The organism is Pseudomonas sp. MIL19, from assembly GCF_028680365.1.
Taxonomy (GTDB): domain Bacteria; phylum Pseudomonadota; class Gammaproteobacteria; order Pseudomonadales; family Pseudomonadaceae; genus Aquipseudomonas; species Aquipseudomonas spirodelae.
In genome coordinates, this window is the sequence record NZ_JAPPVG010000001.1 from 213,396 (window position 1) to 230,001 (window position 16,606).

General features: G+C 61.4%; 13 protein-coding genes. 7 read left to right on the forward strand and 6 right to left on the reverse strand.

Going from position 1 to position 16,606, the window contains the following annotated elements:
• Positions 1-126: 126 nt before the first annotated feature.
• Positions 127-2,043: a methyl-accepting chemotaxis protein gene (locus tag N1078_RS01035; RefSeq protein WP_274086349.1), complete on the forward strand. Its 1,917-nt coding sequence runs from the start codon at positions 127-129 to the stop codon at positions 2,041-2,043.
• 44 nt (positions 2,044-2,087) lie between these two features.
• Here the strand turns inward: N1078_RS01035 and N1078_RS01040 are convergent, their stop codons facing one another.
• Positions 2,088-2,675, reverse strand: a complete 588-nt coding sequence (locus tag N1078_RS01040; protein WP_274086350.1) for an HAD family hydrolase — start codon at positions 2,673-2,675, stop codon at positions 2,088-2,090.
• On the reverse strand, positions 2,672-3,541 hold the full coding sequence (tesB, locus tag N1078_RS01045; protein ID WP_274086351.1) for an acyl-CoA thioesterase II: 870 nt from the start codon (positions 3,539-3,541) through the stop codon (positions 2,672-2,674). Before tesB ends, N1078_RS01040 begins: the two co-directional genes overlap by 4 nt.
• 260 nt (positions 3,542-3,801) lie before the next feature.
• On the opposite strand from tesB, the gene N1078_RS01050 reads away from it, so the two are divergent.
• From N1078_RS01050 to N1078_RS01060, 3 genes are all read left to right on the forward strand, one after another.
• Positions 3,802-6,345, forward strand: a complete 2,544-nt coding sequence (locus tag N1078_RS01050; protein ID WP_274086352.1) for an EAL domain-containing protein — start codon at positions 3,802-3,804, stop codon at positions 6,343-6,345.
• A 50-nt stretch (positions 6,346-6,395) separates the two neighbouring features.
• Positions 6,396-7,316 (forward strand): histone deacetylase family protein, encoded by a 921-nt coding sequence (locus tag N1078_RS01055; RefSeq protein WP_274086353.1) that lies wholly within the window; start codon positions 6,396-6,398, stop codon positions 7,314-7,316.
• Between the two features lie 112 nt (positions 7,317-7,428).
• Positions 7,429-8,271: a DMT family transporter gene (locus N1078_RS01060; protein ID WP_274086354.1), complete on the forward strand. Its 843-nt coding sequence runs from the start codon at positions 7,429-7,431 to the stop codon at positions 8,269-8,271.
• Positions 8,272-8,284: 13 nt separating this feature from the next.
• On the opposite strand, the gene N1078_RS01065 is transcribed toward N1078_RS01060, so the two are convergent.
• Entirely contained in the window at positions 8,285-9,418 is a 1,134-nt protein-coding gene (locus N1078_RS01065; protein ID WP_274086355.1) for an aminotransferase class V-fold PLP-dependent enzyme, read from the reverse strand.
• 114 nt (positions 9,419-9,532) lie between these two features.
• Here N1078_RS01065 and N1078_RS01070 point away from each other — a divergent pair, with 114 nt between their 5' ends.
• From N1078_RS01070 to N1078_RS01080, 3 genes are all read left to right on the forward strand, one after another.
• Positions 9,533-10,777, forward strand: a complete 1,245-nt coding sequence (locus N1078_RS01070; RefSeq protein ID WP_274086356.1) for a TIGR03862 family flavoprotein — start codon at positions 9,533-9,535, stop codon at positions 10,775-10,777.
• Between the two features lie 87 nt (positions 10,778-10,864).
• Positions 10,865-11,866, forward strand: a complete 1,002-nt coding sequence (locus N1078_RS01075; protein WP_274086357.1) for a response regulator — start codon at positions 10,865-10,867, stop codon at positions 11,864-11,866.
• Positions 11,867-11,877: 11 nt separating this feature from the next.
• Positions 11,878-12,339 (forward strand): PAS domain-containing protein, encoded by a 462-nt coding sequence (locus tag N1078_RS01080; protein WP_274086358.1) that lies wholly within the window; start codon positions 11,878-11,880, stop codon positions 12,337-12,339.
• Positions 12,340-12,341: 2 nt separating this feature from the next.
• Here the strand turns inward: N1078_RS01080 and N1078_RS01085 are convergent, their stop codons facing one another.
• From N1078_RS01085 to N1078_RS01095, 3 genes are all read right to left on the reverse strand, one after another.
• A complete protein-coding gene (locus tag N1078_RS01085; protein WP_274086359.1) occupies positions 12,342-13,691 on the reverse strand; it encodes a DEAD/DEAH box helicase in 1,350 nt (449 codons plus the stop codon).
• 282 nt (positions 13,692-13,973) lie between these two features.
• On the reverse strand, positions 13,974-15,068 hold the full coding sequence (zapE, locus tag N1078_RS01090; RefSeq protein ID WP_274086360.1) for a cell division protein ZapE: 1,095 nt from the start codon (positions 15,066-15,068) through the stop codon (positions 13,974-13,976).
• A gap of 185 nt (positions 15,069-15,253) precedes the next feature.
• Entirely contained in the window at positions 15,254-16,600 is a 1,347-nt protein-coding gene (locus tag N1078_RS01095) for a tryptophan--tRNA ligase (RefSeq protein WP_274086361.1), read from the reverse strand.
• Between the last annotated feature and the right edge of the window lie 6 nt (positions 16,601-16,606).

The window sequence follows — 16,606 nt, forward strand, 5'->3', positions numbered from 1 at the left end:
ATTCGCTGCTAAAGGTTTTCCTCTCTATGGTCGACGAGTATCTCTTGCCTATTGCGCCTAAGTGCCTGGCACTTTCAATTCGACAAGCCATGACGCCGGTTGGTGTCATCACCTAGGGCATCAACCATGTTCAGCAATATAAAAATTGGCCAACGCATCGCCATCAGCCTCGTGCTGCTGCTTGCCCTCACGGTCGCCGTTCTAGTGAGCGTCTTTTTAAGCCGCTTCAACAATGTAATCGCCGAGGCCGAGCAACGCGAACTGCGCGGTTTGTTCAATAACATCAGCACAGCAATCGCGTCGGAAGCGGTGATGTCCGAACGCCTGTCAGCGTTAGTGGCCGGCCTTCCCGATGTCCAACAGGCCATGGCCAATGGTGATCGCGCACGCCTCGCAGACTTGTTCGTACCCGGCTATGCGAACATGAAAGAACATTACGACTTGCGTCAGTTCCAATTTCATCAGCCGCCAGCCACCTCATTTTTGCGCGTGCACGAACCTGCAAAATTTGGCGACGATTTATCGTCCATTCGCCAGACGGTGGTTCAGGTCAATACCCAGCACCGCCCGTTGAACGGCATTGAAGCCGGTGTCGCCGGCTTGGGTATTCGCGGTCTAGCACCGATCCAGGCAAATGGCCGCCATGTCGGCTCAGTCGAATTCGGTTTGTCATTCGGGCAACCGTTCTTCGAATCATTCAAGCAACGCTACAACGTTGATGTGGCCATGATGCTGCGGGAGTCATCCGGCCAATACAGCTCATTCGCCAGTACATTCAGCAATTCGCAGTTGCTGTCCAACACCCAGCGCGAAGCAGCCTTCAGCGGCCAGAACGTGGCCATTCAGACCGAACTTGACGGCCGCTCGGTCGCCGTCTTTGCCGCGCCAGTAAAAGACTTCTCCGGCAAGCCTCTCGGCCTGCTGGAAATTGCCATGGACCGCAGCTACTACGCCAATGCGCTCTCTGGTGCGCGCACTAGCGCCCTGATCGTGGCGGCTATCGCACTGGCGGTTGGCCTGATTTTGGCCACGCTGATCGCACGCAGCATTGTTCAGCCCATAAGTGCCGCAGCAGCCGCCATGCGCGATATTGCGGCTGGCGAAGGCGATCTAACCCGACGTTTGCCGATTAATGGCAGTGATGAAGTGGCTGACTTGGCGCTGGCCTTCAACAACTTTGCGGAAAAAGTGCGCATGCTGGTCGCCAACGTCGCGGGTTCCACCACCCAAGTGGCCTCGGCAGCCGAAGAAATGTCAGCGATTACCGAAGAGCTAAACCGCGATCTGGCCAACCAGCGTGGCGAAATCGAGCAAGTGGCTACGGCCATGAACGAAATGACGGCCACCGTGCAGGAAGTTGCCCGCCATGCCTCACAGGCCGCGCGCTCAGCCGAGAGCACCGACCAACAAGCGGTGCAGGGGCAGACGGTCGTGGGCCTTACCGTGAGTGCGATTGGTGCAGTCGCCAGCGATGTTGAACGCGCCACCCAGGTGATCGCCCGCCTGCAAGATGACAGCAAAAGCATCAGCAGTGTGCTGGAGGTGATCCGCGGGGTGGCTGAGCAAACCAACCTGTTGGCCCTTAATGCCGCCATTGAAGCTGCACGCGCTGGCGAGCAAGGCCGTGGTTTTGCGGTGGTGGCCGACGAGGTACGCACCCTCGCCTCGCGCACTCAGCAATCCACCGGTGAGATCCAAACAGTGATTGAACAGTTGCAAAGCGCCGCCAGCGAAGCCGCGGCCGCCATGCAGCAAAGCCAGGCAAGGGCTCACGACAGTGTCGCGCAGGCCCAGCAAGCCAGCGTCGCTCTAGAGCAGATCACCCTTTCGGTGACCAGCATCAATGACATGAATGCACAAATTGCCAGCGCTGCCGAAGAGCAGAGTGCGGTGTCGGATGAAATCAACCAGAACGTGGTCAACATCAACGACGTCGCCGACCGGGTCACCGAGTCTGCTGGGCAAACCGCGCAGGCCAGCAGCCAACTGGCACGACTGGCCATTGATCTGCAAAACCTAGTGGGCCAGTTCAAGTACCACTGACAGCTGAGACGATATGGCGGCGGATGTAACGACTGACATCCCCGCTAAATCACCCGGTGCAATGCAGCACAATCCACCGCGAAATGATCGACCAGCTCTGGCCAGGGGTTTTCCGCCAGGTTGACCAGCACGCTGCGCGCACCCGCCGCGCGGGCACACTCCAGGTCAAAGCGGTAATCGCCCACCATCACCAGCTCGCGGGGTGCCACCTGCCAGGTTTTGGCAAAATGCAGCAGGCCGCCCGGATCAGGCTTGGGCGGCGCTTCATCGCGGCCAATCACGTCCGGCACGGCAAAACAGTCGTCCAGGCCAATCGCACGCAGGGTCAGCAGCGCCAGCTCGTGGGCATTGCGGGTGAGGATACCCAGGCGGCAACCGCGCTCGCGCAGCTCACGCACCAGCGCAATCGCCCCCGGTGCCGGCTCGGAGGCCAACGCCAGTTCGCGCTCATGCTCCAGCAACCAGGCATGCTTAGCGGCGGCCAGCGCCTCAGGCAGGCTGGCCAAGTGGCCGAGAATGTCCTCGGCCAGCGGAATATCCAGAGCGCGCTTGATCGCCTCGAAATCATGCACGGCCAACGTCAGGGTGCCGTCCATGTCGAAGACCCAGTGACGGGCGCTCGCGAGGCTCACTTCCAGTCCTCCCGCAGACGAATCAAGCCTTCCTGCGCCACCGAGGCAACCAGCTGGCCCTGGCGATTAAAAATGCTGCCGCGCGCAAAACCACGGGCATTGCCGGCCCACGGGCTGTCCATGCTGTAGAGCAGCCAGTCATCCATGCGCAGGTTGCCGTGGAACCACAGCGAATGGTCGAGGCTGGCCACCTGCATAAACTTCTGCCACACCGACACGCCATGCGGCAGCATTGAGGTGGTCAGCAAATTGAAATCGCTGGCATACCCCAACAAGTATTTGTGCAGTTGCGGGTCATCGGGCAGCTCACCGGCGGCGCGGAACCACACGTGCTTGACCGGCTCACAGGGGTTCGGCGCAAAAGGGTTGCCCACCGTCACCGGGCGGATCTCGATTGGTTTGTCGCTCACCGCCCGCTCACGCATACGCTCGGGCAAGGCATCAGCGATCAGAAGCGCCAGCTCGGTTTCCGACTTAAGCCCTTCGGGCCCCGGCACATCGGGCATCAAATCCTGGTGATGAAAGCCTTCTTCATCGAACTGAAAGGAGGCGCTGCAGGTAAAGATCGGCTTGCCCTTCTGGATCGCCGTCACCCGTCGCGTACTGAAACTGCCGCCATCACGCACGCGCTCGACCTGATAGACCACCGGCAACGTGGCATCGCCAGGGCGCAGAAAGTAGCCGTGCATAGAGTGCACATGGCGCTCGGCTTCGACCGTCTGGCTGGCCGCCGAGATGCACTGGCCGAGTACCTGGCCACCGAATAGCTGACGAAAACCGAGGTCTTGGCTCACGCCGCGAAATAAATTCTCTTCAATGGTTTCCAGGCTCAGCAGGGCGACCAACTCATTCAACACCAGACTCATTTAACGCTCTCCTCTAAACCCAGGGCATCACCACGCGCGACGGCGAAACATGGTACCCGATTGCAGGACGCCAGCGCCGCACCGGGGCAGCCGCCCGCCCCGTTGATCCAGATCACGACAACCTGCATTTAGGCCGACTACCCCTTGATGGTGGCGTTCAGCCACGATACCTTGCCGATTTTTTTGCGTACTTCGCATACCGAGAGGACAGTCCCAGACCGCCCTGACTCGACCCCACTCTTTTGTAATGGCGAATCAGCATGCCTTCTGCGCGCAACCTCTCGGACATCTTCATCCAAACCTTAGAACAGGCGGCCGACAGCGTGGTGGTCATCGACAGCAGCAATAATGTGCTGCTGTTCAACCGCGCCGCTGAGCAACTCTGGGGGCTGGATCGCCGCGACGTGATCGGCCAGAACGTCAAGCTGCTGGTGCCGCAGGATATGCGTGCGCACCATGATGGTTATGTCGAGGCTAACCGCCGCACCGGCATCAATAAGATTGTCGGCAGCTCACGCACCTTGCATATAGAACGCGCCGATGGCACGCAGCGCTGGGCGTCGATGTCCATCTCCAAGATCGAGACCAATGACGAGGTGCTCTATACCGCCTTCGTCAAGGATATAACCGCACAACACCAGCAAAATGAGCAGCTAAAGCTGCTGTCATTGGTGGTCGATCGCACCGACAACGCCATCCTGATCACCGACGCTGGCGGCGAAATCATCTACACCAACAGCGGTTTCACCTACCTGTTCGGTTACTCGGCCGAACAGGCCATCAACAAGAAGCCGGCGACCCTGCTCGCGCCCTATATGCCGCCCGATGACATCACGAGCATCCGTGCCCAGCTCGCGAGCGGGCAGCCGCACAATAGCGAAACCCTGTTCTACTGCGCCGATGGCCAGCGCACCTGGTGCCACGTAACGATCAACCCGATCTTTGATGCCCAGGGCACACTCAGCAACACCGTCGCCATGTTCACCGACATCACGCACACCAAAATGCATGAGGTGCTGCACAACCGCATGCTTGAGGCGATCGTGCGCGAAGACCCGCTGGAAAGCCTGATGGAAAAGGCCTGCCGCGAAGTCGAGCGGATTGCCCCGGAAATCACCACCTCGATTCTCGCCGTCAGCCCCAATGGTCTGCTTCACCCGCTGGCGGCCCCAAGCCTGCCCAAGGCCTTTAGCAAAGCGCTGGAAGGCGTGGCCATCGGCCCTGGCGTCGGTTCCTGTGGCACCGCCGCGTACCTGGGCGAGAGTGTGCTGGTCACCGACATTGCCAACGACCCGCTGTGGGCCGACTTCAAAGTCTTAGCACTGCCCATCGGCCTGCGCAGTTGCTGGTCGACACCGATCAAGGACAACGCCGGCCGAGTGCTCGGCACCTTCGCCTTTTATTACCGCGAGCCACGCGGCCCGAGCGCCTTCCACCGGCGCCTGATCGACGTCATCGTGCACCTGTGCTCGCTGGCCTTGCAGCGCGAGGAAAGCCGCAGCAAGATCCGTCAGCTGGCGTTTTACGACAGCCTGACCAACCTGCCCAACCGCAGCCTGCTGCACGCCAGGGCCGACCAGGCACTGGCCGAGGCCGAGCGTAGCCAAGCGCAGCTGAGCGTGTTGTTTATCGACCTCGACCGCTTCAAGCAGGTCAACGATTCCCTCGGCCACCCCGCCGGTGACGAACTGCTGCGCGTGGTGGCGCAACGCCTCAGTGCCAACCGTCGCAGCTCGGATATTGTTGGACGCCTGTCCGGCGATGAGTTCGTCCTGGTGCTGCCGAACTGCGACAGCGCGCATGTCGCCGACGTGGTCGAACAATTACGCCAGACCCTCAGCGAGCCTTGCCAACTGGCCGGCAGCACCATCTGCCCATCCGCCAGTATCGGCATCAGCCTGTTCCCCAGCGACGGCCACGACATGGGCACCCTGATTCACCGCGCCGACATGGCCATGTATCAGGCCAAGAGCCAGGGCCGTGGGCGCTTCAACTTCTTCAGCCATGAGCTCAACCAGCTCGCTCAGGAGCGCCTGACCCTCGAAACGGCCCTGCGCGAAGCACTGGAAACACAACAACTGCACCTGCACTACCAACCGCAAGTGCGCATGAAAGATGGCCTGCTCTACGGCGTCGAAGCCCTGGCGCGCTGGCACCACCCGCAATTCGGCGATATATCTCCAGCGCGTTTCATCCCGCTGGCCGAAGAGTGCGGGCTGATCAACCAACTTGGGCTCTGGGCCGTGCGCGAAGCCTGTCGGCAGCTCGCGGCCTGGCGGCGTCAGGGCCTGAAAATTCCGGCTATTTCGGTGAATCTTTCGCCGACCAACTTTCACAACCTCGACTTGCCCGGGATGATTGCCAACACCCTACAGCAGCACAACCTGCAGCCCACCGATCTGACCCTGGAAATCACCGAAAGCGTGATGATGGACACCAACCCCCTCACCATGAAGACCCTCGACGACGTGCATGCTCAGGGGGTTCGGCTGTCCATGGACGACTTCGGCACCGGTTACTCCAGCCTCAGCTACCTGCGCCGCCTGCCCATCCAGGAGTTTAAGCTGGATCGCAGCTTCGTCCATGACCTGGAAAACGACGCCACCAACCGCGCCCTCAGTGAGGCGGTGATCCGCCTGGGCGAAAGCCTGCAACTGACCGTTGTCGCCGAGGGTATCGAATCCACCGGCCAACAACGTATTCTCTCGGACCAGGGTTACCACGTGGCTCAGGGTTACCTGTTCTCACGCCCCCTGTCCGCCGCCGACCTGGAAGCCTGGCTGAGCGTCGCCGTAAAGAACTAGTCCCACGCCACAACCGCCGGCACCCAGGCGGTGCCTGCGCGAGTTGTTGCATGCCACTGCCATTGATCTACCACGATGACTACAGCCCGCCCTTCCCGGCCGGGCACCGTTTCCCCATGGAAAAATTTCGCCTGCTGCGCGACCACCTGGTAGCCAGCGGCCTGTGCACGGATGCCGAACTGCTGCGCCCGGAACTCTGCGCTCCCGAGGTTCTGGCCCTGGCTCACTGCCCGGCTTATATCCAGCGTTTTGCCGGCGGCGATATGGCGTATGAAGAACAGCGCCGCCTCGGCTTGCCCTGGAGCGCCGCCCTGGCGCAGCGCACCATTCGCGCCGTGGGCGGTTCGCTGCTGGCCGCCGAGCAGGCCCTGCAGCACGGCCTGGCCTGCCACCTGGCCGGCGGCACTCACCACGCGCACTACGATCACCCGGCCGGCTTCTGCATCTTCAATGACCTCGCGGTAATCAGTCAGTACCTGCTGCAAAGCGGCAAAGCCCAACGTGTGCTGATTTTCGACTGCGACGTGCACCAGGGCGACGGCACCGCGCGCCTGCTGGAAAACACCCCGGAGGCGATCACCGTGTCGCTGCACTGCGAAAAGAATTACCCCGCGCGCAAGGCCGCCAGCGACTGGGACATTCCCCTGCCCAACGGCATGGGCGATGACGACTACCTCAAGGTGGTCAATGACACCCTCAACTACCTGCTGCCGCTGTACCAGCCGGACATCGTGCTCTACGACGCCGGCGTCGATGTGCACCAGCACGACGCCCTCGGCTACCTCAACCTCACCGATGCCGGCATCGCTGCCCGCGACGAAGCCGTGCTCAATCACTGCCTGGGCCGTGACATACCGGTGGTAGGGGTAATCGGTGGTGGCTACGACAAAGATCGTATGGCCCTGGCCAAACGCCACGGCCTTCTGCATCACAGCGCCAGCAAGGTCTGGCAGGCACGCGGGCTGGGTTAGCCACACCCGCCCACGTCAGAAACGGCACACAGCAACCGAGCGACCATATCCGCGATCAGCAGCAGCGGCGCAGCTGTGGTTAGATAATCAGCCCCGAGCCCGTGTACACACCATGAGCATGCGAACCTTACTGCTGACCGCCCTGGCCATGCTGGCTTTTGCCGGCAACTCGCTGCTGTGCCGGCTGGCGCTGCGCGAGACTGAAATCGACGCCGCCAGCTTCACCAGCCTGCGCCTGCTCGCGGGCGCGCTGACATTGTGGCTACTGCTGCGCCTGCGTAGCGCCAACACGCCGAGCGTCGGCAACTGGCCTGCGGCGGCGGCATTGTTTGTTTACGCCGCGGCGTTCTCCTTTGCCTATATCAACCTGGATGCCGGTGCGGGCGCCCTAATTCTGTTCGGCGCCGTGCAACTGAGCATGCTCGCCTGGGGCCTGTATCGCGGCGAACGGTTGAATTTAAAGGGCAGCATTGGCCTGCTTGTGGCGTTCGCCGGGTTGCTCATTCTGCTGTTGCCGGGTGCCAGCAAACCGCCAACAGCCGCCGCGCTGCTGATGCTCGTAGCGGGCGTGGCCTGGGGGATTTACTCGCTATTAGGCCGCGGCGTGAATGATCCGCTGGCGGCGACCGCCGGTAACTTTATGCGAACGGTACCCCTGACGCTGCTGCTCAGCGCCCTACTGATTGGCCAGGCCCGCTGGGATAGCGCCGGGGTGTTTTATGCACTGCTGTCCGGCGCGTTGACCTCAGGCGTCGGCTACGCCATCTGGTACAGCGCCCTGCGTGGCCTACAAGCCTTCCAGGCCGCCTGCGTGCAACTCAGCGTACCGATCATCGCTGCGCTAGCCGGTAGCCTGCTACTGGATGAAGCACTGAGCCTGCGCCTGCTGCTCAGTGCCACGGCGGTGCTCGGCGGCATTGCCTTGGTGCTTAGCGCCAAGCACCGGCGCGTTTAAACACGCAGCGGCGCTAGCCGGCCAGCACCTTATCCAGCGCCTGCTCCAGGGTCGCCACACTGCGTTCGATATTGCCCAGCTTGTCCAGCCCGAACAGGCCAAGACGGAAGGTCTGAAAATCCGCTGGCTCGTCGCACTGCAGCGGTACGCCAGCGGCAATCTGTAGGCCCTGAGCCGCAAATTTGCTGCCGTTCTTGATCTGCCCATCGTCGGTGTAACACACCACCACCCCTGGCGCTTCGAAGCCAGGCGCGGCAACACTCTTAAAGCCCTTGCGGGTCAGCATAGCGCGTACCTGATCGCCCAGCTCCTGCTGCAGGTTACGCACGGTGCTAAAGCCAATGGCCTCGGCCTCGCGCATGGCATCACGAAAGCGCGCCAGGGCATCGCTGGGCATGGTCGCGTGGTAGGCGTGACCACCCTGCTCGTAGGCCTGCATGATCTGCAGCCACTTCTTCAGGTCGCAGGCAAAGCTGGTGCTTTGCGTCGCTTCAACACGGGCTTGAGCCGCCTCGCTGAGCATCACTAGGGCGCAGCACGGCGAAGCGCTCCAGCCTTTTTGCGGGGCGCTGATCAGCACATCGATGCCGCAGGCCTGCATGTCCACCCAGAGGGTGCCGGAGGCGATGCAGTCGAGCACAAACAGGCCGCCCACGGCATGCACGGCATCCGCCACGGCGCGCAAGTAGCCGTCTGGCAGAATCATTCCGGAAGAGGTTTCCACGTGCGGGGCAAACACCACCTGCGGCTTTTCCGCCGCGATGATCGCCAACACATCGGTCAGCGGCGGCGGGCTGAATGCGGCCTGCTGGCCCTCAGTAACCGGACGGGCCTTAAGCACAATCGACTCAGAGGGTATCTGGCCCATCTCGAAAATCTGCGTCCAGCGGTAGCTGAACCAGCCATTACGGATCACCAGGCACTTCTGCCCAGTGGCCAACTGGCGCGCCACTGCTTCCATGCCGTAGGTACCGCTACCCGGTACGATGGCCATAGCGTGGGCGTTATAGACCTGCTTAAGGGTGCTGGAGATCTCCTTCATCACCCCTTGGAACGACTGCGACATATGGTTGAGGGAGCGGTCGGTGTAGACCACCGAATACTCGATCAGGCCGTCGGGGTCGATGCTGGGATAAAGGTCAGACATAAGGCGCTCCAGTCAGAAAAGGCATACCCACGACCGTGCCCGAAGCGCGGCAAAATGACAAGGTCACAGCCGCCTCGGTTAGAATGCCGGCCACCCTCGCCAGACCGCACCGCCATGACCCAGACGCCCCTCAACAACGCCTGCACTGTCACCATTATTGGCGGCGGCCCTGCCGGGCTGATGGCGGCCGAAGTGCTGGCGCAAGGCGGTGTGCAGGTAACGCTGTATGACGCCATGCCCTCGGTGGGTCGCAAGTTCCTGCTGGCCGGGGTCGGCGGCATGAACATCACCCACGCCGAAGCCAAGCCGGCGTTTATCAGCCGCTACGGCCAACGTCAGGCTGAAGTGGCTGACCTGCTGCAGGACTTCGACGCCGACACCCTGCGCACCTGGATTAACGGCCTGGGCATCGACACCTTTGTCGGCACCTCGGGCCGGGTGTTCCCCACTGATATGAAGGCCGCGCCGCTGCTGCGCGCCTGGCTCAAGCGCCTGCGTGAGTTGGGCGTGCAGATCCACACTCGCCATCGCTGGTTGGGCTGGGATGCACAGGGCGCCTTACGCATCAGCTCACCGGCCGGTGAGCTGACGGTGAGCGCCGACGCCACCCTGCTGGCCCTGGGTGGCGGCAGCTGGGCGCGCTTGGGCTCAGACGGTGCCTGGGTGCCACTGCTGCAAGCGCGCAGCGTGCAGATCGCGCCCTTGCAAGCGAGTAACTGCGGCTTCGATGTCAGCGCCTGGAGCCCGTTTCTGCGCAATAAATTCGCCGGCGCGCCACTAAAGAATGTCAGCCTGTGCTTAGCCGGCGCAGCACCGCGCCTGGGCGAGTTCGTGCTCACCGCCGGCGGCATCGAAGGTAGCCTGGTGTATGCCCTGTCGGCTGATATTCGCGAAACCATCAACCAACATGGCAGCGCCATCGTCCACCTCGACTTGCTGCCACAGACGCCACTGAACAAGCTGCAAAGCGCCTTGAGCAAACCGCGCGGCGCACATTCGATGGCCAAACACCTGCATCGCCAGGCCGGCATCGACGGCGTTAAGGCGGCCTTACTGCGCGAACTGGCGAGCGCCGAATGCTTCAATGATCCACTGCAACTGGCCCAGGCGATCAAAGCCCTGCCCATCACCCTGATCTGTCCACGCCCGCTGGATGAGGCGATCAGCAGCGCCGGCGGTGTACCCTTCGAACAGCTCGACCCAAACCTGATGCTCAAGCAACTGCCGGGGACCTTCTGCGCCGGCGAAATGCTCGACTGGGAAGCGCCAACCGGCGGTTATCTACTCACCGCCTGCTTTGCCAGCGGTCGCCGCGCCGCGCTAGGCATGCTCAACTGGCTACAACCCGCTGTCGAATAACAACGCCGCAGGCAATCGCCAGCGGCTATGCTTGCACACAGCCGCCCAAGAGCGGTGTTCTTCCACGCGCACAGGGACTCTCCAGACGTGATTCCACTAGTGGTCTGCGACGACTCGAACATGGCGCGCAAGCAATTGATCCGCGCCCTACCGCCCGAATGGCCGGTGACCATCAGCCAAGCGACAAACGGCCAGGAAGCCCTTGCCGCAGTGCGCCAGGGCTTGGCTCAGGTCATGCTGCTGGACCTGACCATGCCGGTCATGGACGGCTACGAAACCCTCGCGGCCATTCGCGCCGAGGGCCTGGCCTGCAAGGTGCTGGTGGTTTCCGGCGACGTGCAGGAAGAAGCGCTGCGCCGCGTTAAAGCGCTCGGCGCCCTGGCCTTTATCAAGAAGCCTGCCGAACCCGAAATACTGCGTGCCACCTTGCTCGAACTCGGCCTGTTCGACCCCAAGGCGACGCCTAGCGCCATCGCCCAGGCGGCAGCGCTTGATGAGCTGAAGGTCAATTTCCGCGACGCCCTGCGTGAGGTCACCAACGTCGCCATGGGCCGCGCCGCGGCGTTACTGGCCAAGGCACTCGGGGTATTCGTGCGGCTACCCGTACCGCAAGTGAATATCTTTGAAGTCAGCGAACTGCACATGACCCTCACCGACGCCATGCACGGTGAACGCATGAGCGCGGTGTGCCAGGGCTTTATCGGTGACGGCATTGCCGGTGAAGCGCTGCTGCTGTTTCATGATTCGGAAGTCGCCGATATGGCGCGCCTACTCAACTGGCAGCCAAAAGACGATTTGGAAACCTCGGAGATGCTGCTGGACCTGTCCAGCATCATCATCGGCGCCTGCCTCTCAGGCATCGCCGAGCAGATCGATGTACGGTTTTCCCAGGGCCACCCGCAGCTGCTTGGCCAGCACGCCTCCATCGAACAACTGATTCAGCTCAATCAGCGCCGCTGGAAGAAAACCCTGGCAGTGGAAGTCAGCTACAGCCTCGAAGCACATAACATCCACTTCGACCTCCTGCTGCTGTTTACCGAAGACTCGATCAAGCGCCTGACCAACAAAATCAACTACCTGATGAACTAGGCGGTACGCCAATGCCCGCACAGATAGATATTAAAGAGGTGCACTGGCTGCTCGACATCGTGCAGTGCATTGATGTCGGCGTCATCGTCCTCGACCGCCAGTATCAGGTCGAGGTGTGGAACAGCTTTATGGAAAACCACTCGGGCCTGGGCCCAGATGAGGTGCACGGCAAAACCCTGTTTAGCCTGTTTCAGGAGATCGACGAGGCCTGGCTAAAACGTAAGGTCGACACCGTGGTGCAACTGGGCACCCGTGCCTTCAGTTTGTGGGAGCAACACCCCTACCTGATGCACTTCAAGAACTACCAGCCGATCACCGGCCAGGAAGACTTTATGTACCAGAATGTCACCCTGCTGCCGCTGGCAGGCGCCACAGGTGAGGTCGAACACATCTGCGTGGTGATCTACGACATGACCGCCGCCGCCACCCACAAGAAGCAGCTAGCAGCAGCCCAAGCCGCCAGCCGCGCCTGAGATTACTTAACGAATTTACCGGGCTTGGCCGGTTTGCCTGCTTTACCGCCAAAGCTCGGCACTTTGCGCACCGCCTTAACGTCCGGCGCGACCGGTTCGTCAGCTTCCATCCAGCGGCCCAGGCTACCGCCCTTGCCGCCGCCGACTACTTTCGGCTTCTTGGCTTTCTTCGGCTTTTTCACCACCTGGCCACCGGGCAGCGTCTGCGGCACGCGGTGATCGGGGATAAAGTCGGGCTCGTCGATGCGCTGCAACACCTGCTGGGTCAGGGTTTCGATGGCTGACAGCAATTGCACCTCATCGGCGCAGACCAGCGACACCGCCTGCCCAGTGGAGCCCGCACGTCCGGTACGACCGATGCGGTGCACATAATCCTCGGCCACAATCGGCAGGTCGAAATTCACCACCAGCGGCATGGTGTCGATATCCAGCCCACGGGCCGCCACATCGGTGGCCACCAGCACCTTGACCTCGCCATCCTTGAAGCGCTGCAGAGCACGCTGGCGGGTGGCCTGGGGTTTGTCGCCATGGATCGAGTCGGCGCTGATGCCGTGGCGCTGCAGCTCGCCCTCCAGCTCATCGACGCCCTTGCGGGTTTTCACAAAGACCAGCGCCTGGCTCCAGCGCTTAGTCTGGTAGAGGTGCAAAAACAGCTCACTCTTGCGCTTCTTGTCCACCGGGATCAGCCACTGTTTAACCGACTTGGCGGCGGCGTTGCGCGGGCTGACCTCGATGCTCAGCGGGTCATTGAGCATCTCGCCAGCCATGCTGCGGATGGCTTCGGAGAAGGTTGCGGAAAACAGCAGGGTCTGGCGTTTTTTCGGCAGTGCGCGGAACACGCTCTCCAGCTCGTTGGCAAAACCCAGGTCGAGCATGCGGTCGGCTTCGTCGAGCACCAGGGTCTGCACCTGGTTGAACTTCACCGCATTCTGCCGATAGAGGTCGAGCAAGCGGCCTGGGGTGGCCACCAGCACGTCGAGGCCTTTACGCAGTTTCATCATCTGCGGGTTGATGCTGACCCCGCCATACACCGCATAACTGCGCAGCGGCAGGTCCTGCCCGTAGGTGATAAAGCTCTGCAGCACTTGCTCGGCCAGCTCACGGGTTGGCACCAGCACCAGCGCGCGCACCGAGTTGCTCGCCACCTGCGGCCCTTCCATCATCAGCCGCTGCAGCACCGGCAAGGCAAAGCCGGCGGTCTTGCCGGTGCCGGTTTGCGCAGCGGCCATCAGATCGCGGCCCTGCAGGACAGGCACAATGGCCTGCGCCTGGACGGCAGTGGGCGTTTTGTAATCAAGGCTGTCGAGGGTGCGCAGCAAAGGCTCGATCAGGCCGAGGGAGGCAAAGGTCATAGGGTTACCACAAAGAGCTAAAAGGCGATGGTGCAGAGTTTATCCTGCCTGGGCACTGGCGACCCGTTTGTCTTCAGCGGGCCAGCAACTACAAAGCCCGGATTAATCCGGGCTTTGTAAGCAAACGTATGGGCGCTGGGTCAGAACCTGTTTACGATCTCGCGAGCTAGAGCCATGCAAGGCAAAAACAGGCGAGGAAGCGGAGTTTACTGGTGTAAATGAGCATTCCAAGCTTGTTTTTAACGCAGCAGGGCCGACGCGCAGCAGATCGTATGCAGGTTCTCAGGGCTTGTGCGGACGCGCGAGAAACTCATGCGACTGCATTTCCAGCAGACGGCTGAGGGTGCGCTGGAATTCGAAGGTCAAGCGACCGCCGGTATAGAGGTCTTTAAGCTCAACCTCGGCAGAGATAATCAGCTTGACGTTACGGTCGTAAAACTCGTCCACCAAGTTGATAAAACGCCGCGCCATGTCTTCCTTGGCCACGCTCATCTGCTCGACATTGGCCAGGATCACCGCATGGAAAATCTTGCCCAGCTCGATGTAGTCATTCTGGCTACGCGGGCCGTCGCACAGTTCGCGGAACTCAAACCAGGCCACGTCGTCACCGACCTTGCGCGCGGTAATGGCCCGACTCTCGATCATCAACGGCTCGTTTTCCTGCACCACGCAATGCTCGGGCAACAGGCTGGTAAAGCTCTTCTGCAGGCTTTCTTCAGCGGCCGTACCCAGCGGCCAGTGGAACAGCTCAGCTTGCTCCAACGCGCGCAGGCGGTAATCAATACCGCTGTCGACGTTGACGATATCGGTGTGCTGCTTCAACAGGGCAATTGCGGGCAGGAATCGCGCGCGCTGCAGGCCGTCTCTGTACAGGCCGTCTGGCACGATGTTGGAGGTCGCCACCAGACTTACGCCGTTCTTGAACAACTCCTCCATCAGGGTCGCCAGAATCATCGCATCGGTAATGTCGGAGACGAAGAACTCGTCGAAGCAAATCACCCGCGCCTCATCAGCGAAACGCTTGCCAATGATGGTCAGCGGGTTCTTCTCGCCCTTAAGGGTGCGCATTTCTTCGTGCACGCGCTTCATAAAGCGGTGGAAGTGGGTGCGCACCTTGCGCTCGAACGGCAGCGCATCGAAGAAGGTGTCCACCAGGTAGGTCTTACCGCGCCCTACGCCACCCCAGAAATACAGCCCCTTAACAGGCACCGGGGGCTTTTTGCCAAACAGCTTGCCAAACAAACCTGTCGATACGCTTTCGCTGGCGACCAGGTCGTCATACAGGCGCTGCAGATGACGCACCGCTGTTTCCTGGGCGGCATCATGGAAAAAATCGGGGCGTTTGAGGTCAGCCTGGTAGCGTTCTAAGGGCGTCATAAATTCGTTAGCCGGGCAAGTAAAACGGGGGCGTCACTTTAGCGACGCCCCCGTTACTTGGCAACCAGCTTATAGGCGGCGTAGCGACCAGTAGAAAGGGCTGGGCGGCACTCCGCTTTAGCCGCGGCACAGCAATACCGAAAAGCTGTCGCGGCTAAAGCCCCTCCAACAAAGCCATCTCTGCGTTATTCCTGAGGCGCCAACGCCTCACGCAGGCGCTGGATCGCCGCCAGGCAGACGCTACTATCAGCAAACGCCGGACTCTGCGCCACGCACTCGTCGTCCAACCAGACACCGAAACCACCGTCCTGCTCGCGCACATCCAATGCCTCGCCTGACTGGAGGCGCTTATTGGCCATGCCGGCAGCCTTGCCGTCGGCAAAGGACTTGGACAGCAGCAACTGCTCGCCGGCAGCATCCAGCAGGCGGAAGCGGAAGCTGCCGTCGTCGTCACGGAAGCTGACAAAACGCGCAGTTTTACCGGCTTTTTTCTTCTCGCTGGCGCCGCTGGTCGCCTGGCTGCGGAAAGAACGTAGGCCCACGGCCTCACGCAGCTCGCCTAGGAACGGCGTAGCGGTCTTGCGCGCCTTGGCGGCACCGGCCAGGAGGATGTCTTCCAGATCCGCAGGTTTGCTGATCAGCGCGTGATAACGCTCGCGGGCTTCACCCAACTCGGTTTCCAGCAGGTTACACAGCGCCTGCTTGGCTTCACCCCAGGCCATACCGCCTTCCAGCGCGGCACGGAAATCCGCCTGCTGAGTCGGTGCGGCAAAGGCTTGATAGAGGGTGAACAGGTGCGAGTTGTCGGGGTCTTTGGCCTCACCCGGTAGCTTGGAGTCGGTGACGATACGCGCCACGGCCTCCTTGAGTTGCTTGGCACTGCCGAACAACGGGATGGTGTTGTCGTAGCTTTTGCTCATCTTGCGGCCGTCGAGGCCGGGCAAGGTGGCCACATCTTCTTCGATCACCGCTTCAGGCAGGGTGAACAGCTCTTTGCCTTGACCGAACAGGTGGTTAAAGCGCTGAGCGATATCACGGGCCATTTCCACGTGCTGGATCTGGTCGCGGCCGACCGGCACTTTGTGCGCGTTGAACATCAGAATGTCCGCTGCCATCAGCACCGGGTAGCTGAACAGACCCATGGTGATGCCCGCATCCGGGTCTTCGCCCTGCTCGACGTTCTTGTCCACCGAGGCTTTGTAGGCATGGGCGCGATTCAGCAACCCTTTGCCGGCCACGCAGGTGAGCAGCCAGCACAGCTCAGGAATCTCGGGAATATCTGACTGGCGGTAGAAGGTCGCCTTGTCGACATCCAGCCCTAGTGCCAGCCAGGTGGCGGCGATTTCCAGGCGTGAACGCTGAATACGCGCCGGGTCGTCGCACTTGATCAGCGCATGGTAGTCGGCCAGAAAATAGAACGAATCGGCATCGGCGGCGCGGCTGGCGACGATCGCAGGACGAATCGCCCCCGCATAGTTACCCAAATGCGGGGTGCCGGTGGTGGTGATGCCGGTAAGGATACGAGTGGTCATAACGTT

Bases quoted from the DNA above. Each gene is read 5' to 3' on its own strand.
- N1078_RS01035 (WP_274086349.1), top strand. From the start codon at position 127: ATGTTCAGCAATATAAAAATTGGCCAACGCATCGCCATCAGCCTCGTG.
- tesB (WP_274086351.1), bottom strand. From the start codon at position 3,541: ATGAGTCTGGTGTTGAATGAGTTGGTCGCCCTGCTGAGCCTGGAAACC.
- N1078_RS01050 (WP_274086352.1), top strand. From the start codon at position 3,802: ATGCCTTCTGCGCGCAACCTCTCGGACATCTTCATCCAAACCTTAGAA.
- N1078_RS01055 (WP_274086353.1), top strand. From the start codon at position 6,396: ATGCCACTGCCATTGATCTACCACGATGACTACAGCCCGCCCTTCCCG.
- N1078_RS01060 (WP_274086354.1), top strand. From the start codon at position 7,429: ATGAGCATGCGAACCTTACTGCTGACCGCCCTGGCCATGCTGGCTTTT.
- N1078_RS01065 (WP_274086355.1), bottom strand. From the start codon at position 9,418: ATGTCTGACCTTTATCCCAGCATCGACCCCGACGGCCTGATCGAGTAT.
- N1078_RS01070 (WP_274086356.1), top strand. From the start codon at position 9,533: ATGACCCAGACGCCCCTCAACAACGCCTGCACTGTCACCATTATTGGC.
- N1078_RS01080 (WP_274086358.1), top strand. From the start codon at position 11,878: ATGCCCGCACAGATAGATATTAAAGAGGTGCACTGGCTGCTCGACATC.
- N1078_RS01085 (WP_274086359.1), bottom strand. From the start codon at position 13,691: ATGACCTTTGCCTCCCTCGGCCTGATCGAGCCTTTGCTGCGCACCCTC.
- zapE (WP_274086360.1), bottom strand. From the start codon at position 15,068: ATGACGCCCTTAGAACGCTACCAGGCTGACCTCAAACGCCCCGATTTT.
- N1078_RS01095 (WP_274086361.1), bottom strand. From the start codon at position 16,600: ATGACCACTCGTATCCTTACCGGCATCACCACCACCGGCACCCCGCAT.